The sequence below is a fragment of the Streptomyces sp. NPDC020845 genome, assembly GCF_044334165.1.
Classification (GTDB): Bacteria; Actinomycetota; Actinomycetes; order Streptomycetales; family Streptomycetaceae; genus Streptomyces.
On sequence record NZ_JBIRSJ010000024.1, the window covers coordinates 20,595 to 35,124 of the forward strand.

Genomic DNA, 14,530 nt, shown 5'->3' on the forward strand with positions numbered 1-14,530 from the left:
CCGCGCGGCAGCAGGACGTGTCAGCACGGGAGGTGTGTGCCGGCCGACAGGTCCTGCTCGCACCAAATGGTCTTCCCGGTCGTCGTCTGGCGGGTACCCCAACGGTCGGTGAGCCGGGCGACCAGCAGAAGTCCCCGGCCTCCCTCGTCGAGGACCCGCGCCCGCCTCAGGTGGGGCGCCGTGCTGCTGCTGTCGGAGACCTCACAGATCAGCGCGCGGGCGGAGGCACTTTCCGGCACACCGACGGGCTGCGGGATGATCAACCGGAGCTGGATGGGCGTGCCCCCGTAGCGAATGGCGTTCGTGACCAGCTCGCTCACCACCAGCTCGGTAACGAAGGCAGCCTGCTCCAGGCCCCAGGAGCCAAGCTTGCGGATGGCTTCGCCCCGCGCTCGGGCCACCGCGGCCGGGTCCGGGGAGATGTCCCACACGGCAACCCGCTCGGGACCCAGCGGTTGGGGCCGCACCAGGAGCAGGGCGGCGTCATCGGAGGGATGCTCGGGCAGCAGCGTCCCCACCACGTGATCGCACAGCGCCTCCAGTGAGCCGGAGGGTGCGGCCAGGGCCTGGCGCAGTGTCTCCAGTCCCTGGTCGATGTCGCGCTGTCTCGACTCCACCAGGCCGTCGGTGTAGAGGGCGAGCACACTTCCCCGCGGCAGCTCCAGTTCCGCCGACTCGAACGGCAGGCTCCCGAGGCCGAGCGGCGGCCCGGCGGGGAGGTCCAGGAATGACGTCGTCCCGTCGGGGGCGACAAGGGCGGGCGCTGGATGACCTGCGCGGGCCATGGAGCAGCGCCCGGACACCGGGTCGTAGACCGCGTAGAGGCAGGTGGCTCCGATGTCGGCCCCGGTTCCGGCGTCACTGTTATCGCCCTGGTCGCGGGAGACCGCGCCGCCGGATTCGGCCGACAGCCGAATGACCAGGTCGTCCAGGCGCGTGAGCAGTTCTTCGGGAGTCGGGTCGACATCGGCGAGGGACCACACGGCCGTGCGCAGCCGCCCCATGGCCGCGGCTGCATGGATGCCGTGACCCACCACGTCACCGACCACGAGACCCACCCGGGCCCCGGAGAGCTCGATCACGTCGAACCAGTCGCCGCCCACCCCCGTACGGCTGCTCGCCGGGAGGTAGCGGGAGGCAACCACCGCCGCCGACGGCTGGGGCAGCCGCTGCGGCAGCAGGCTGCGCTGCAGGGCCAGCGCGGCCGTGCGCTCGCGAGTGAAGCGCCTGGCGTTGTCCAGACACACGGCGGCTTGGGACACGAGTTCCTCGGCCAGCGCGAGATCGTCCGGTTCGAACGGGTCCGGAGTGTCCCGGGTACGCGTGAACATCACCACTCCCAGGGTCGTCCCGCGAGCTCTGACCGGAACGAGGATCCAGGAATGGGTGCCGTACTTGCGGACTTTGGCCTGGCGGGCGGAGCTCGCCGCGATCCAGTCGCTGACCGTCGGGTCCGAGGTGCGGTACAGCGCCGAGTGGCCGGTGGCCAGGCACAACGCGGCTGGTGAGCTGGCCAGGTAGACGTCGGCGTCGCTTGCGACGGAAACCTCCTCGAAGGCACCCTCGAACCACACCCTCTCGGCGATCCGGCGCAGCCGCACGGCGCCGGGGATGGGGCCGGGAGCGGGCTCGTCGCCTCTGAGCAATCCCTCCAGCAGGTCCACTCGGGCGAAGTCGGCGAACCGGGGGACCGCGACCTCGGTCAGCTCCTGGGCGGTGCGGTTGAGATCCAGGGTGCTGCCTATGCGGGCGCCCGCCTCGTTCAGCAGAGCGAGCCGTTCCTGGGCGAGCCGGGCGTCGGTGACATCGCTGACGGTGGTGCACACGCCGAATGTCCGCCCCAGGCCGTCCACGAGCGGGGCCGTGGCCACGCTGTACACATGTGTGTGGGACACCGTGGGCGGCTTGGCCCGGAAGTCGAAGGCGATCTGCTCCTCACCCGTCTCCAGCACACGCTTCATCCGCCGCTCCCACTCGGCGATCATGGGGCCGCGGACGGCCTCGGACAGGCGTTGCCCTCGGCGCAGCTCGTCCGGTATGCCGGTGATCCGGCGCATCGCGGCACTCTGGCATACGCAGTGCAGCTCGGCGTCGTAGATCGTGAGGGCCATCCGGGAGCGGTTCAGCAACCACTCGACCAGCGCCTCCCGTTCGTCGCCGTCGATGAGGCCGGCGGGCGGCCCGAGCAGCAGCGCCCAACCCTGAGGACGGTGTCCGGACAGAAGGGGATAACAGGAGACGGGCAGGGTCAGCAACCGGCCGTCCCGACAGCGGGCTGGGAGCACCCGATGGCTCTCCTCCCCGGTGCCCGGGCCGGCGGTGGCCGGAAGCGGCAGGCCCACCAGTTCCTTCACCGGCCGGCCGACGGCCTGGGTGACGGTGTGCCCCAGCAGGTGTTCCGCCCTTCGGCTCCAGGCCAGGACCACACCCTGAGCATCGGTGACGACCAGCCCGATCGGCCGGTCCACCGGACCGGTGCCACCGCCCTCCCGCGGAGACCGGCCGTACGCCACCATGGCTCCCAGCGTCGCGCCGATCAGGCACATAATCAACCTGCGCCCGTGGGTCCACGGCCGGCCGCTGGGTGTTGCTGTCGATCACGGCCACGGCGCCCAGCGCAGCGGCCATGGCGCGTACTGCCCGGGTGATGGTCCGTAGCCCATGCGGTGTGAGCCGCCACAGTCAGTCGAGGATGGTGACAGTGCCGACGGTGCCGTCCACGTGGATCCGCCGACCGGTCACAATGCGCGCGGACGCGGATCCGGTGCCGGTGACGGCGGGCAATGAGTACTCGCGGCACACAATGGCGGCGTGGGACATCATCCCTCCGATATCGGTGACCGCCGCCCGCACCTTGCCGAACACGGGGACCCAGCTCGGGGCGGTGACCGGAGCGACGATGATCTCCCCCTCCCGCACGAGGGGCAGGTCTTCCGGACTGTGGACGACCCGCGCCGGGCCGTCGGCGGTCCCCGGTGAGGCCGGCACGCCGATCAGGTCGCCGTCGCCGGAGCATCCGCCGAGCCAGGAGCGGATCCGCTCCTCGTCGATGCCCCACAACATGATGCTGAACGGCTCGGTGACGGCGCGCGGGGGCCTGCCGAGCGCGGGTTCGGGAGGCCGTCGGGCGAGAGCTGCCATGATCCGGCGGCGCCGCGCGACCTCCGGCGGCCAGTAGTCGCAGCCGACCGGCCGGCTGCCTGAGGCCCAGCCCGTGACGTGGTCGAACAGCGCCTCACGGACCTCGTCGCGGGTGAGGTGGAACATGTCCTCATCGGCGGGCCAGAAGCCGGCCTTCCGCAGCAGCCGGGACAGTTCCCTGGCCTTGCGCCAGAAGACACCCATGGTCCAGTGCTCGATGTAGAAGTTGTGGTTCTCCACATACGGGTACGCCTGTCGGGCCACATTGAGCTTGGCGTCGAAGGCCATCTGCTCCGCGGGGTCGAGGAGGGCTCTGTACTCTCCGGTGATCCGCCTGCGCTCGGCGACCAGCCCGGGCAGGTCCCGGTCGATCGTCTCGCCACGTCGCAGCCGCAGCACGTAGTCACGGACGTAACCCAAGGGAAGCGCGGGGTCGTCCCGCCAGTAGACGTCCCCGGCGTAAAAACCGTTCCCGGAGGTGAAGTTGAACCACGGGTCGCGGGCGGCGTCCCAGGCATCGAGCCAGTCCCTGCCCGGCCGGCCACCGGCGGCCAGGGTTTCAAGCGTGCGCTGCCCGGGGTCGGCAGTGGTGAGGGGGCCGTCGACGTTCAGCGCCAGGGCGAGCTTCGCCAGCCGTTTGAGCTCCTCGTCGGGACGGAACAGTTCCATCTCGGCGCCCTGGATCATCTTGGCGATTCCCAGGTCCGGGATATCGGGGAACCAGCGCTTGCACGCCCGGAAGAAGTCCAGGTAGGCGGCGTAGCCGAGGTTGAGAAACTCGAAATGGTACTGCCAGCCGCGGTGGCACAGCGCGATCAGTCGGTCGTACTGGGTGAGCAGGGCGTCGCTGGCGTCCAGCCCGACCCCTGTCTCGACCTCCTCGAAGGGCTGGGTTTCCGGCAGTGGGGCGAACGTGATCGTCTCCAGCTCCCGCACCGTGTCCAGGACCTTGCGCTTCCAGTTGGCCAACAGGTGTTCCCAGTGCCCGAAGTAGTGGCCGGCACGCCTTTGGAACTCCGGTACGCGCTCCTCGACACGGTCGGCGGGCACCGGGACCGGACTCATGTAGCAATAGCCGTGGTGGATGCGTCGCTCCAGTCCGTACGCAGTGGGCACCAGGAAGTACCTGGTGTTGTACTGGCCGAGACATTTGACACCGAATTCCACACAGATCGCCTCGAAAGGTCTGATGACAGTGGGCCAGTGCTGGCGGTCGCAGAACCAGAACGCGGACTCGTCCGTCTCCCGCCTGCCCGGCTGGAACACCAGGTGGTACGGGTACAGGCGCTCCCACCCCGCGGCGCCGGGCGGGTCCGGCACCTCATAGGGGCTGGGGAAGACCGTGCGGGAGTTGGTTGACATGGTGCGGTCCGTTCTCGGGTGCGGCTCACAAACCCGTCAGGGTGTGGGCTATCCCGGCAGCGCCCGAAGTCGCGGCGACGCCGGTGGCCGGTCTCGGTCTGCGGCTCCAGACCGTCTCGGCGCGGCATTGGAGCAGCCGGAACCCACCCTGCGCGGGCAGGTCGCGGGCGAACGCCCACTCGATCTCCAGTGGTGCCCCGGCGCGCTTCTCGGTCTCCTTCGCCAGCCGGGCGATCTCGATGACCTCGTCGGCGGCCAGACACGGAACCGCGCGGCGTTCATCGTCGACGGGGCGCCGAAGGAGCCCCCGACCGTCCGGCGCCGGAACCAACTCGTGGAACTTGGCGCCCACGACGGTCCGCACCGGGACGAGCAGCACCTTGTCCACGAGATAGAGGTCCGGAGTCACCTCGCCGGAGGCCACCAGTTCACCCAGGCCCCAGCCGGCCTCCACGACGATCTTCGACCGGTCACCGTTGGCGGGGTTCAGCGTCAGGGCGACGCCCGCGGTGCGCGCATTCACCATTTCCTGCACGCCCACGGCCATGCCGAGCCCCTCGTCGGGCACGCCGTGGGCGGTCCGGTAGGTGAGCGCGCGGGCGGTCCACAGGCTCGACCAGCAGTGCCGTACGGCATCCAGGACGGCCTCGGCGCCCCGGATCCACAGGCAGGTGTCGTGCTGCCCGGCGAAGCTGGCCTCCGACAGGTCCTCCGCGGTGGCACTGGAGCGTGCAGCCACGGGCACGTCCGGCTGCCCGAGCGCCGAGCAGAGCGCCTCATAGGCATCGGTGACAGCTCGAGCGACCTTGGGGGGCATCGGGTGCCCGGACACCAGGCGGCGGATCGCGGCGCTGGTCGTCTCGGTCCCGGCGGGGTCTTCCGGATCCATCCCGTCCAGGGCCACGCCGATCTCCCGGCGCAGCGCAGAGTCCGAGAACAGTGCCTTGAAGGCGTCCGACGTCACCACGAACCCCCGCGGCACCGAACATCCGGCGCGGACGAGCGCCAGGAGGCCGGCGCACTTACCGCCGACCAGGTTCGTTGCCGCATTCTCAGCTCCGGCCTCCAGCACGATGATGTACCGGCCGCTCATACAACAAGCTAAACAGGTCGCGAGGGCATGGGGAAGCGTGAGAGGGGCGACCCCATACCCACCGTTGATCACCGGTGCGTCCGGACCTTGCCTATCCAAGCGCCCAGGCGCATGCTGAGGCGGTAGCTCCCCTGGCCGCGGAAGCGACGGGGTTACGCCAGAGTGAAGCAAGAACGATGGACTCATCCCGACACACCGAGACTGGACGATCCCCCGACATCCCCGTCGACGCCCTGCCGCCCGCTGCGATCACGATCGACGAAGCCGGTGTCGTCACGGGGTGGAGTCCAGGCGCTCGACTGCTCCTGGGGCACCGTCCGCAGGAGATGCTGGGCCGACGGCTGGCCGATTTCATGACGTCGGGCAACGGGTTCCTTGCCGCGCTGCGGGACGGCTGCGCCAGTGTGGTGGAAATACGGTGCTCGGACGGACGTCCGGTCACATTGTCGGCCGAGGCGCACGGGCTCCATCGACGAGCAGACCATGAGTGGCTGCTCACGGTCCACCCGGATTCACACCGGCCTCCGCCATCCGCCACCGAGCAGCCTCTGCTCCACTGGATATTCACCGACTCGCCCATTGCGCTGTCGGTCTACGACACGCACCTGCACCGCGTGCGGCACAACACGGCGATGAGCCGGATGACCGGGATGGCCGAGTACGACGGACGGGGATGCGAGGTACAAGACGTCCTGACCGGACCGGACACCGGCGGCTGGGAGAAGCACCTGCGGCAGGTCCTTCGGACCGGTGTTCCGGTCTCCCCGTTCATCGTCCGCGGGCGAACACCGGCCGATCCGGATCACGATCATGTGTTCTCGGCGACCGCTTCTCCCTTGCACGACGGCGACGGCACGATCGTGGGCGTGTGCGCCACGGCTCAGGACATCACCGACGAGTTCCACCACCGGCAGCGGTTGGCGATCCTGAACGAAGCCAGTGCTCGCATCGGCAGCACCCTGGATGTGTCGGGAACAGCGCGGGAACTGACGGAAGTCGTCATTCCCCGGCTCGCCGACTTCGTCAGTGTGGACCTCCTCGAGCCGTTGCTGCGCGGCGAGGAACCCGTCCCGGTGACCCGTGGGGCCGAACTCCGCCGAGTGGCCCACCTCTCCGTGCGCGAGGGCACTCCGGAGGCGGTCGTCGAGCCGGGAGCGGTCGACTACTACCCCTGGCATTCGCCCCCGCCCGCTGCCTGGCCACTGGCCGTCCGGTCCTGCTGCGGCGCATGGACACCAGCACCCGCCGATGGTTCGCGGACGATCAGCGCCGCGCCCGGAAGACGGCCCAGTACGGCTTCCACTCCTGGATGCTCATTCCCATCCAGGCCCGTGGCACCTGCCTGGGTGTCGCGGTCTTCTGCCGCTCCCGTCCGGCCGAACCGTTCGAGCAGGAGGACGTGGAGCTGGCCGAGGAACTGGTCACGAGCGCCGCGGTCGCACTGGACAACGCCCGCCGTTACACACGCGAGCGCAGCGCGGCCCTGGCGCTGCAACGCAGCCTGCTGCCCGGGCGTCTGCAGCGGCAGCCCGCGCTCGAGGCCGCCAGTCGTTACCTGCCGGCCACGTCCCAGTACGGGATCGGGGGCGACTGGTTCGACGTCATACCCCTGTCCGGCGCGCGAGTGGCCCTGGTGGTCGGCGACGTGGTCGGCCACGGCACCCAGGCCTCCGCCACCATGGGCCGGCTGCGCACCGCGGTCCGCACCCTGGCCGATGCAGATCTTGCTCCGGACGAACTCCTCATGCATCTGGACGACCTCGTCACCCGACTGGGCAGCGAAGAAGCCTTCGAACCCGGAAGGGAGACGGCCATATGGGCCACGGCGCTCTACGCCGTCTACGACCCGGTTTCGGGCAAGGCCTCGTTCGCCAGTGCCGGGCATCCGCCACCAGCGGCCGTGACTCCGGAAGGCGAGGTCCGGTTCCTGGACATCGCACCGGGTCCGCCGCTGGGCCTGGGCGGCCTGCAGTTCGAGGTCCGGGATTACCAACTGCCCGAAGGCAGCGAGATCGTCCTCTACACCGATGGGCTGATCAGCCACCGTGGCCTGCCCATCGATGTCGGAATCGAACGACTGCGCCGTTCCCTCGGCAGGCCCGCGCAGTCCCTGGAGCAACGCTGCGACGACGTGCTCGCCGACCTGATCACCGGCCACCCGCCGGACGACGTCGCTTTCCTGGTCGCCCGCACGCACACCTTCCGCGCGGATCGCGTGGCCGTGCTCGACATACCGACGGACCCGGAATTCGTCGCCCGTGCCCGGTCCTGGTCCACCGGCCAACTCGCCGCATGGGGCTGCGAAACAGCCGCGTTCACGACGGAACTCGCGGTGAGCGAGCTGGTGACCAACGCCATCCGGTACGGCGCTCAGCCCATTCGGCTCCGTCTGATCAAAGGCAGGTCCCTGATATGCGAGGTGGACGACGCAGGGAGCACGGCCCCGCACCTCCGCCGCGCCCAGGCCTTCGACGAGGGAGGACGCGGTCTGTTCCTCGTCGCCCAGGTGACCGAGCGCTGGGGAACCCGCCACGCCCGGACCGGCAAGACCATCTGGTGCGAGCAAGCCCTACCCGAAGACGGCGAGTCAGCCCTGCTCGCGGCGTCGGCGGAGGACCGGTCCACATCAACGGCAGGCGGGACACCGGGCGCCAGGGTCTGAGTTGTGATCCCGGTCGGTGCTGTCGGCGGTCGCTGGGCTTGCCTTGAGCCGGCCCACTTCAGTCATGCCTGCAAGGTCGCGTACGGATGAGCCCCAGCCGGGCACGCGCGGCCGCTCAAGAATTGCGCCAGTAGTCGTTCGCCGCTGCGATGGTGGCGAACTCGACCGCGACGACGTGCGCGACCGCGATGAGGGAGTCGGCGCTCTCCGCGTATCCGGGGCGTAGCCGGGCACGCGTGGCCTCCTCCGGCTGGGTCGCCTTGACCACCAGTCGGGCCATCTTCAGCGCCAACTCGCGGCCTTCCTCGGGAGTGCCGGTGATCAGCGTGTTGTCGGGAACCAGTGCCATGGGACGACTCCGTGGTGCGGGCTGTGGCGGACCGGTCGGGCCCGCTGGGCAAATGTGTCGGACCCATCATGAGCGCGTTCCCGTGCCTCCGTCCGCGCGCGCCGGCCTTCACAGGCCATCCGTGCCCGCTGGTACAAGCGGTCGTGCACCATGCCACAAGCCGGGATCGTTCCCGCAGGGTGACGCTCGCCCCGAGCGAGTGGCACAGGCCGGCTACGACCACCTTGGCGGGCCGCGCCCTCGTCGAGCACCCGGGGGTTGGTCAGGAGCTCCCAGAGAAGCGTCGGCGTGGAGCTGGTCAGGCGTTCAGTGCGTCGATGAGCGCCATGGTGACGTCCTTGGTGGAGGCTGTGCCGCCGACGTCGCGGGTGAGGATGCCCGCGGCGGTCGTGGCATCGATCGCCTTGTTCAGGCGGGCCGCCTGGTCGTGGAGGCCGAAGTGGTCCAGCATCAGAGCAGCGCTGCCGACCGCGCCGAGGGGGTTGGCCAGGCCCTGGCCGGCGATGTCCGGGGCCGAGCCGTGGACCGGCTCGAACATGCTCGGGAAGCGTCGCTCGGGGTTGAGGTTGGCGCTGGCCGCCAGGCCGAGGCTGCCGGCCAAGGCGCTGCCGAGGTCGGAGAGGATGTCGGCGTTGAGGTTGGAGGCGACGACGACCGAGAGGTCCTCGGGGTGGAGGACGAACTTGGCGGACATGGCGTCGACCAGGACGCTCTCGGTCTCCACGTCCGGGTAGTCGGCGGCGACGCGCTTGAAGACGTCGTCCCACAGGACCATGCCGTACTGCTGGGCATTGCTCTTGGTGACGGACGAGACCTTGCGCCGGGTTCGGGTGCGGGCGAGGTCGAAGGCGAAGCGGATGATGCGTTCGCAGCCGACCTCGGTGAACAGGGCGGACTGGACGGCGACTTCGCCCCCGGGGCCGCGTCCGGAGAGGTTGCGCCCGCCGAGACCGGCGTACTCGCCCTCGCTGTTCTCGCGGACCACGACCCAGTCGAGGTCGGTGTCGTCGGCCTTGCGCAGGGGGCTGGTGATGCCGGGCAGGAAATGCACAGGGCGGACGTTGGCCCACTGGTCGAAGCTCTGGCAGATCTTCAGGCGCAGGCCCCAGAGGCTGATGTGGTCGGGGACGGTGGGCCAGCCGACCGCGCCGAAGTAGAGGGCGTCGAAGTCCTTCAGCTGGTCCAGGCCGTCGTCCTCCATCATCTTCCCGGTGCGCTGGTAGTAGTCGCAGCCCCAGGGAAACTCCTGCCAGTCGAAAGCAAAGGCCCCTCGGGAGTCGTCCGCCAGCGCGTCGAGGACGGTACGGCCAGCGGTGACGACCTCGACGCCGACCCCGTCGGCGGGGATGGCGGCGATGCGGAAAGTGCGGGTTTCGGTCACGGACAGCCTCCGGCGCGTGGTGGATGTTTGGCTGCTCCGAGTCAACACAGCCCTCTCGGGTCGCGTCCAAGACGTGCTTCCGATACGCCCCATAGGCAGGACCGATGGGCGCGGTCGGGGTATGGCCCGGCGCGGAAGAGCTGTCTTCAGAGCTTCGGCCCGGGTTCCCGCGCGGTCGACCGGGGGTTGTGGGCCGCGGCTTCCCGTCGCTGGGCGAGGGAGCGGGTCAGTTCGAGGAAGGCGCGGGCGCCCGGGGTGAGGTGCGCGGGCAGACTGATCATGGCGACGTGGAGGTGAGCGGTGGGCTCGATGGAAGCGACGACGGCGCCACACCGTCGCGCCAGCGTGGTCCAGGAAGCGGGCAGCACGGCGAGCCCCACACCGGCCAGCGCGAGGGGGAGGATGGATGTGCGGTGATCAACGACCGCGGCGATCTCGGTGCCGGGAGCGTGGGCGGTGATGTCGTCGACGATGGCACGCATCAGGCTGCCGCTCCGGGTGGCGATCAGCCTGCGCCCGGCCAGATCCCGGGGGCGCATGACCGCCCCGTCCTCCACTCCGTCGCCCGCGGCCGCCACGACCACGAAGGGCTGCTCCTCCACGGGCAGGACATCGACGTGGGACGCGGTCACCGGCGTGGCGGCCCCGAGCAGTCCCAGCTCGCAGATACCGGTGCGGACGAGTTCGAGCACCTCATCGGGGGTGAAAGCTGCCCGGGCGCTGACCGTCACCGACGGATGCAGTTCGGCGAACCGGTGGATGAGCGTGGTCAGCGGCTCGATGCCCGGCGAGGGCATGGCGGCCAACTCCACCGTCCCGCCCTGCAGGCCCGAGAGGGCGGTGGCCTTGTCACGTACGGCCGCCAGGTCCCGCAACACCCGGCGGCTCGGTTCCAGCAGCTCCGCTCCGGCCTCGCTGAGGACCACGCCCCGACCCTTGCGGTGGAACAGCGGGACCCCGAGGTCGGCTTCCAGGTTCGCCATCGCCTGGGACAGCGAGGGCTGCGCCACGTGGAGCGCGGCGGCCGCCTTGCTGAAGCCGCCGTGCTCGACGATGGCGAGGAAGTACTCGAGTTGCCGGGCGTCCATCGTGCCTCCCCGGCCACCGTCTGACAGGTCGAAGCAGCAGCTTATCGCCCGGCGCGGGACATTCCCCGCCCCGGTGCGGCAGGCTGCCGCACCGGGGCGGGGAATGTGCCGCGGAAGGCTCAGGAGGGCTTGGAGATCGCGACCGAGGGGCGCGCGTCCTCGTCCTTGGCGAGCGGAGCACCTGCCTTCGCCGTGGCGGCGGCCGCCACCTTCCCCTCGCCTCCGTCGGTGTCCGCTTCCGGGATCTGGCCGGAGAGCACGCGACGGGCCCGGGCCAGGTCCAGACCGTTCTCCCAGCGCGCGACGAACAAGGTGGCGACGGCGTTGCCGTAAAAGTTGACAAGAGCACGACACTCGGACATGAATTTGTCAATTCCGAAGACCAGCATGATACCGGCGGCCGGGACATGACCGACGGTGGTCAACGTCGCGGTCAGGGCGATGAAGCCGCCCCCGGCGACCCCGGCCGCTCCCTTGGAGGTCAGCAGCATCACCGCGAGCAGCCCGAGTTGCTGCCCGACGGACAGTGATGTGTCGGTGGCCTGCGCTATGTACAGGGTGGCCAGGGAGAGATAGATGGCGGCGCCGTCGAGGTTGAAGCTGTAGCCGGTGGGAACCACCAGGCCGACGGTGGGCTTCTCGACGCCCATGGACTGCAGTTTGCGCATGAGGCCCGGCAGGGCGGGCTCAGCGGTCGAGGTACCGAGGATGAGGAAGAACTCCTCCTTGAAGTAGCGCAGCAACTGGAAGATGTTCAGCCTGACGTACACGGCCAGCACCGCGCCGAGCACGAGGATCACGAACAGGGCCGAGGTGACGTAGAAGAGCAGGATCAGTGAGCCCAAGCTGGTCAGCGTCGACAGGCCGAACTTCCCGATGGCGAAGGACATCGCGCCGAAGGCCCCGAGCGGGGCGGCCTTCATCACAAACGACAGGACCTTGAACACCACCGCGGTCAGGCGGTTGACACTGGCGATGATCGGCTCACCCGTCCTGCCCACCGACTTGATCGCGATTCCGAAGATCACGGCCAGGAAGATGACCTGGAGGATGTCGCCGTCGACAAAGGCGCCGAAGAAGCTGTTGGGGACGAGATTGGTCAGGAACTCCCACCAGTGCTGGTGCTCACCCTTCTCGATGTACTGGCCGGCGTCGCCGGAGACATCCAGTCCGGAGACATCCGCGTGCACACCGTCGCCGAGCCGGAAGATGTTGATCGCCACGAGCCCCGTGGCCATGGCCACGATCGTGCCGAGCTGGAAGTAGGTGAGGGCCTTGACGCCGGTGCGTCCCACCTTCTTCAGGTCCGCCACCCCGGCGACGCCGCTGACGATCGTGAGGAACACGATCGGTCCGATCAGCATCTTCATCGCCGTGACGAACGTCGTCCCGATCGGCTCCATCGACGTGGCCACATCCGGCCATCGCCACCCGAGCCCGATCCCGACGACGATCGCCACCAGCACCTGTACATACAGTTGCCGGTACCAGGGCTCGGCCCTCACTACACCGCCGTCCGCGGCTTCGTCTGGGGTGTGCGTCATTGCAACCTCCGTCCAGGCAACGGGCGAGCTCCTTCGGCGCGCAGCGCGCACGCGGTGCGCGCCCGGCGACTTCAGGCGCTGCGCGCTCCGCTGCCGGCCTCCAAGACCGTGCGACACCGGGCCCGACCGGCACCGCACCAATTCACGGCTCAGTGAAGCCGGTCACGTTCGGGGAGGTCCACGACCAAAAATCGATGCCCCGCATAGGTGTCGCCTATATATGCGAGGCGATGTTCCTCAGGGGACGAGACCGATGTCGGCCCCGAGGGCGTCGCTGCGAACACTGCCCGAGTTGCTGCTGTGCACCGTCACCACGGGACCGTACAACCTGATCCTCGGCGTCTGGCTGCGCGACCTCCACGACGTGCACAGCCTGGAGCCCCACTGAAGCAGCAACCGGTCCACCTCGGTTTCCGAGAAGAACATCGGCCGGGTCCCACGGCTCAGTGGGGCCCGGCCCACGCCAGAAGGCCCACGGCCAAGAGCCGATGCCTCGTAGTCGGCGGCTACACGGGCTTCGAGGCGGTGAGCAGAGCCATGAGCTGGCGCCGCCGGACGCCGTCGTTGCTTCCGCTGATGAGGGGGAAGGCGAGCGCATCGCGCATATGGCGCGCCAGCGGGGTCTCCTCGGACATGAGACGGTCGATGCCGACGTACGGCTCACGGTGCGCCGCCCCCGGATCGCGGGCTTGTGGTCGATGCTGGAGAACCGCGAGGTCGAGGTGTCGCTGATGTGGGACTACGGCTGGTGCCGCATCGACCGTGCGGACGCGATCGTCATCGCCTGTCTCCGTCGAGCCTGACGCTCAGGTTTCGCAGGTTCACGTTGAGGAGCACACGTACACCGGCGGTGGCCGCCGCCACCGCCAGGGAGCCCCAAGTCGGCTGGCCGGCGAGCCGGATCAGCCCTGCGGCCAGCAGGAAGTCCGACAGCACGGCCACCGCCGGCTGCACCCGATGCCGCCGTACGGCCACCAGCACCGCGGCCACCAGCCCCAGTGCGGTGACGACGAGAGCGGCTTGGCTCAGCACGACCTTCATGGCATGCCGCCCGAACCGCTCGCCTTGGCGGTTGCGTCACTCGCGGCACTCTCCACCGCACGGCGTTCCTCTTTGATCTCCCTGCCGAGGAAGTAGTTCAGCGCGGTCCGGATCGCGGCGATGGCGGCGAGCTGCCCGATCTGAGGGAAGGTCGGGGCCACCGCCGTGCGCAGAATGTCCCCGGCGAGCTGGAATTCCAGGCCGAGCGCGAGAAACCTGCCCAGCCCGAGCCGAATGCGGTCGAACCCCGCGACGGGGGCCTGGCCTCCGCTTCCCTCCCCGCGGCGCCAGGTGAAACCCGCGGCGACGAACCGGACGAACGCTCCGACCGCGCCCCCGAAAATGACCAGGGCACCTGCGAACTCGACCAGACGAGACAAGTTGTCGACCAGGTCGCGCAGAGCCGACTCCGACAGCAGATCCCAGTTCACGGCGTGCAGTCTCATTCTCTCTCCATGCTTCGAGCCCGCGGCCTCATGGCCGGCCCGGCCCAGTGCTGCGTGTCACCGAGAACCCGGCCCTTGGACGCCGGCCCGGCACACGATTCACAACATCCAGCCGGACCTGGACGTATTGAAAGGGGGCCGCCCGAACTACGCCACCACCCCGGACAGCCTCATCGATGCCGCGTACGTGGTTGCAGTCGAATTCCAGACCATCGCAGCCGCCAACAACTACTGGCGGACCTGATTCACCGTTCCTCCCTGCCAGCCGCCAAGGGCCACTACGGCCACCCCCACCTCCAGCCGAGGGGGGGGGGGGGGGGCGCCCCCCCCCCCCCCGCGGGGGGGGGGGGGGGGCGCGTGGCGTGTTAAGGGGGGGGCACCCCCCCGAGCCGCGCCCGGGCCGCCGCCGGGGGCGCCCCGGCC

General features: G+C 69.6%; 13 protein-coding genes and 1 pseudogene. 5 read left to right on the forward strand and 9 right to left on the reverse strand.

Annotation, left to right across the window (positions count from 1 at the left end):
* Positions 1–20 precede the first annotated feature (20 nt).
* The 3 genes from ACH4U7_RS46020 to ACH4U7_RS46030 form a co-directional block, all read right to left on the reverse strand.
* Positions 21–2,516 (reverse strand): SpoIIE family protein phosphatase, encoded by a 2,496-nt coding sequence (locus tag ACH4U7_RS46020; protein WP_398533744.1) that lies wholly within the window; start codon positions 2,514–2,516, stop codon positions 21–23.
* Positions 2,517–2,682: 166 nt separating this feature from the next.
* On the reverse strand, positions 2,683–4,503 hold the full coding sequence (locus ACH4U7_RS46025; RefSeq protein ID WP_398533745.1) for a PEP-utilizing enzyme: 1,821 nt from the start codon (positions 4,501–4,503) through the stop codon (positions 2,683–2,685).
* Between the two features lie 25 nt (positions 4,504–4,528).
* Positions 4,529–5,596, reverse strand: coding sequence for a PEP/pyruvate-binding domain-containing protein (locus ACH4U7_RS46030; RefSeq protein WP_398533746.1), 1,068 nt, complete (start codon positions 5,594–5,596; stop codon positions 4,529–4,531).
* 176 nt (positions 5,597–5,772) lie between these two features.
* Between ACH4U7_RS46030 and ACH4U7_RS46035 the strand changes: the two are divergent.
* Together ACH4U7_RS46035 and ACH4U7_RS46040 are read left to right on the forward strand one after the other, a co-directional pair.
* Positions 5,773–6,453 (forward strand): annotated as a pseudogene (locus tag ACH4U7_RS46035) (PAS domain-containing protein); the annotation flags it as partial.
* A gap of 371 nt (positions 6,454–6,824) precedes the next feature.
* On the forward strand, positions 6,825–8,258 hold the full coding sequence (locus ACH4U7_RS46040; RefSeq protein ID WP_398533747.1) for a SpoIIE family protein phosphatase: 1,434 nt from the start codon (positions 6,825–6,827) through the stop codon (positions 8,256–8,258).
* A 115-nt stretch (positions 8,259–8,373) separates the two neighbouring features.
* Here ACH4U7_RS46040 and ACH4U7_RS46045 read toward each other — a convergent pair whose 3' ends face one another.
* From ACH4U7_RS46045 to dctA, 4 genes are all read right to left on the reverse strand, one after another.
* Entirely contained in the window at positions 8,374–8,607 is a 234-nt protein-coding gene (locus tag ACH4U7_RS46045) for a hexameric tyrosine-coordinated heme protein (RefSeq protein WP_398533748.1), read from the reverse strand.
* A gap of 298 nt (positions 8,608–8,905) precedes the next feature.
* Complete coding sequence (locus ACH4U7_RS46050; protein ID WP_398533749.1) at positions 8,906–9,988, reverse strand: tartrate dehydrogenase; 1,083 nt, start codon at positions 9,986–9,988, stop codon at positions 8,906–8,908.
* 146 nt (positions 9,989–10,134) lie between these two features.
* Complete coding sequence (locus tag ACH4U7_RS46055) at positions 10,135–11,076, reverse strand: LysR family transcriptional regulator (protein WP_398533750.1); 942 nt, start codon at positions 11,074–11,076, stop codon at positions 10,135–10,137.
* 119 nt (positions 11,077–11,195) lie between these two features.
* On the reverse strand, positions 11,196–12,620 hold the full coding sequence (gene dctA, locus ACH4U7_RS46060) for a C4-dicarboxylate transporter DctA (RefSeq protein ID WP_398533751.1): 1,425 nt from the start codon (positions 12,618–12,620) through the stop codon (positions 11,196–11,198).
* Between the two features lie 253 nt (positions 12,621–12,873).
* Here dctA and ACH4U7_RS46065 point away from each other — a divergent pair, with 253 nt between their 5' ends.
* Positions 12,874–13,008, forward strand: a complete 135-nt coding sequence (locus tag ACH4U7_RS46065; protein WP_398533752.1) for a hypothetical protein — start codon at positions 12,874–12,876, stop codon at positions 13,006–13,008.
* Between the two features lie 217 nt (positions 13,009–13,225).
* Complete coding sequence (locus tag ACH4U7_RS46070) at positions 13,226–13,423, forward strand: hypothetical protein (RefSeq protein WP_398533753.1); 198 nt, start codon at positions 13,226–13,228, stop codon at positions 13,421–13,423.
* On the opposite strand, the gene ACH4U7_RS46075 is transcribed toward ACH4U7_RS46070, so the two are convergent.
* Together ACH4U7_RS46075 and ACH4U7_RS46080 are read right to left on the reverse strand one after the other, a co-directional pair.
* Positions 13,398–13,661, reverse strand: coding sequence for a hypothetical protein (locus ACH4U7_RS46075; protein ID WP_398533754.1), 264 nt, complete (start codon positions 13,659–13,661; stop codon positions 13,398–13,400). The two genes, ACH4U7_RS46070 and ACH4U7_RS46075, sit on opposite strands and share 26 nt — an antisense overlap.
* The gene (locus ACH4U7_RS46080; protein ID WP_398533755.1) at positions 13,658–14,107 is read right to left on the reverse strand and encodes a DUF1622 domain-containing protein; all 450 of its coding nucleotides are present in this window, start codon (positions 14,105–14,107) and stop codon (positions 13,658–13,660) included. Before ACH4U7_RS46080 ends, ACH4U7_RS46075 begins: the two co-directional genes overlap by 4 nt.
* On the opposite strand from ACH4U7_RS46080, the gene ACH4U7_RS46085 reads away from it, so the two are divergent.
* The gene (locus ACH4U7_RS46085; protein ID WP_398533756.1) at positions 14,004–14,351 is read left to right on the forward strand and encodes a hexameric tyrosine-coordinated heme protein; all 348 of its coding nucleotides are present in this window, start codon (positions 14,004–14,006) and stop codon (positions 14,349–14,351) included. The two genes, ACH4U7_RS46080 and ACH4U7_RS46085, sit on opposite strands and share 104 nt — an antisense overlap.
* Positions 14,352–14,530 lie beyond the last annotated feature (179 nt).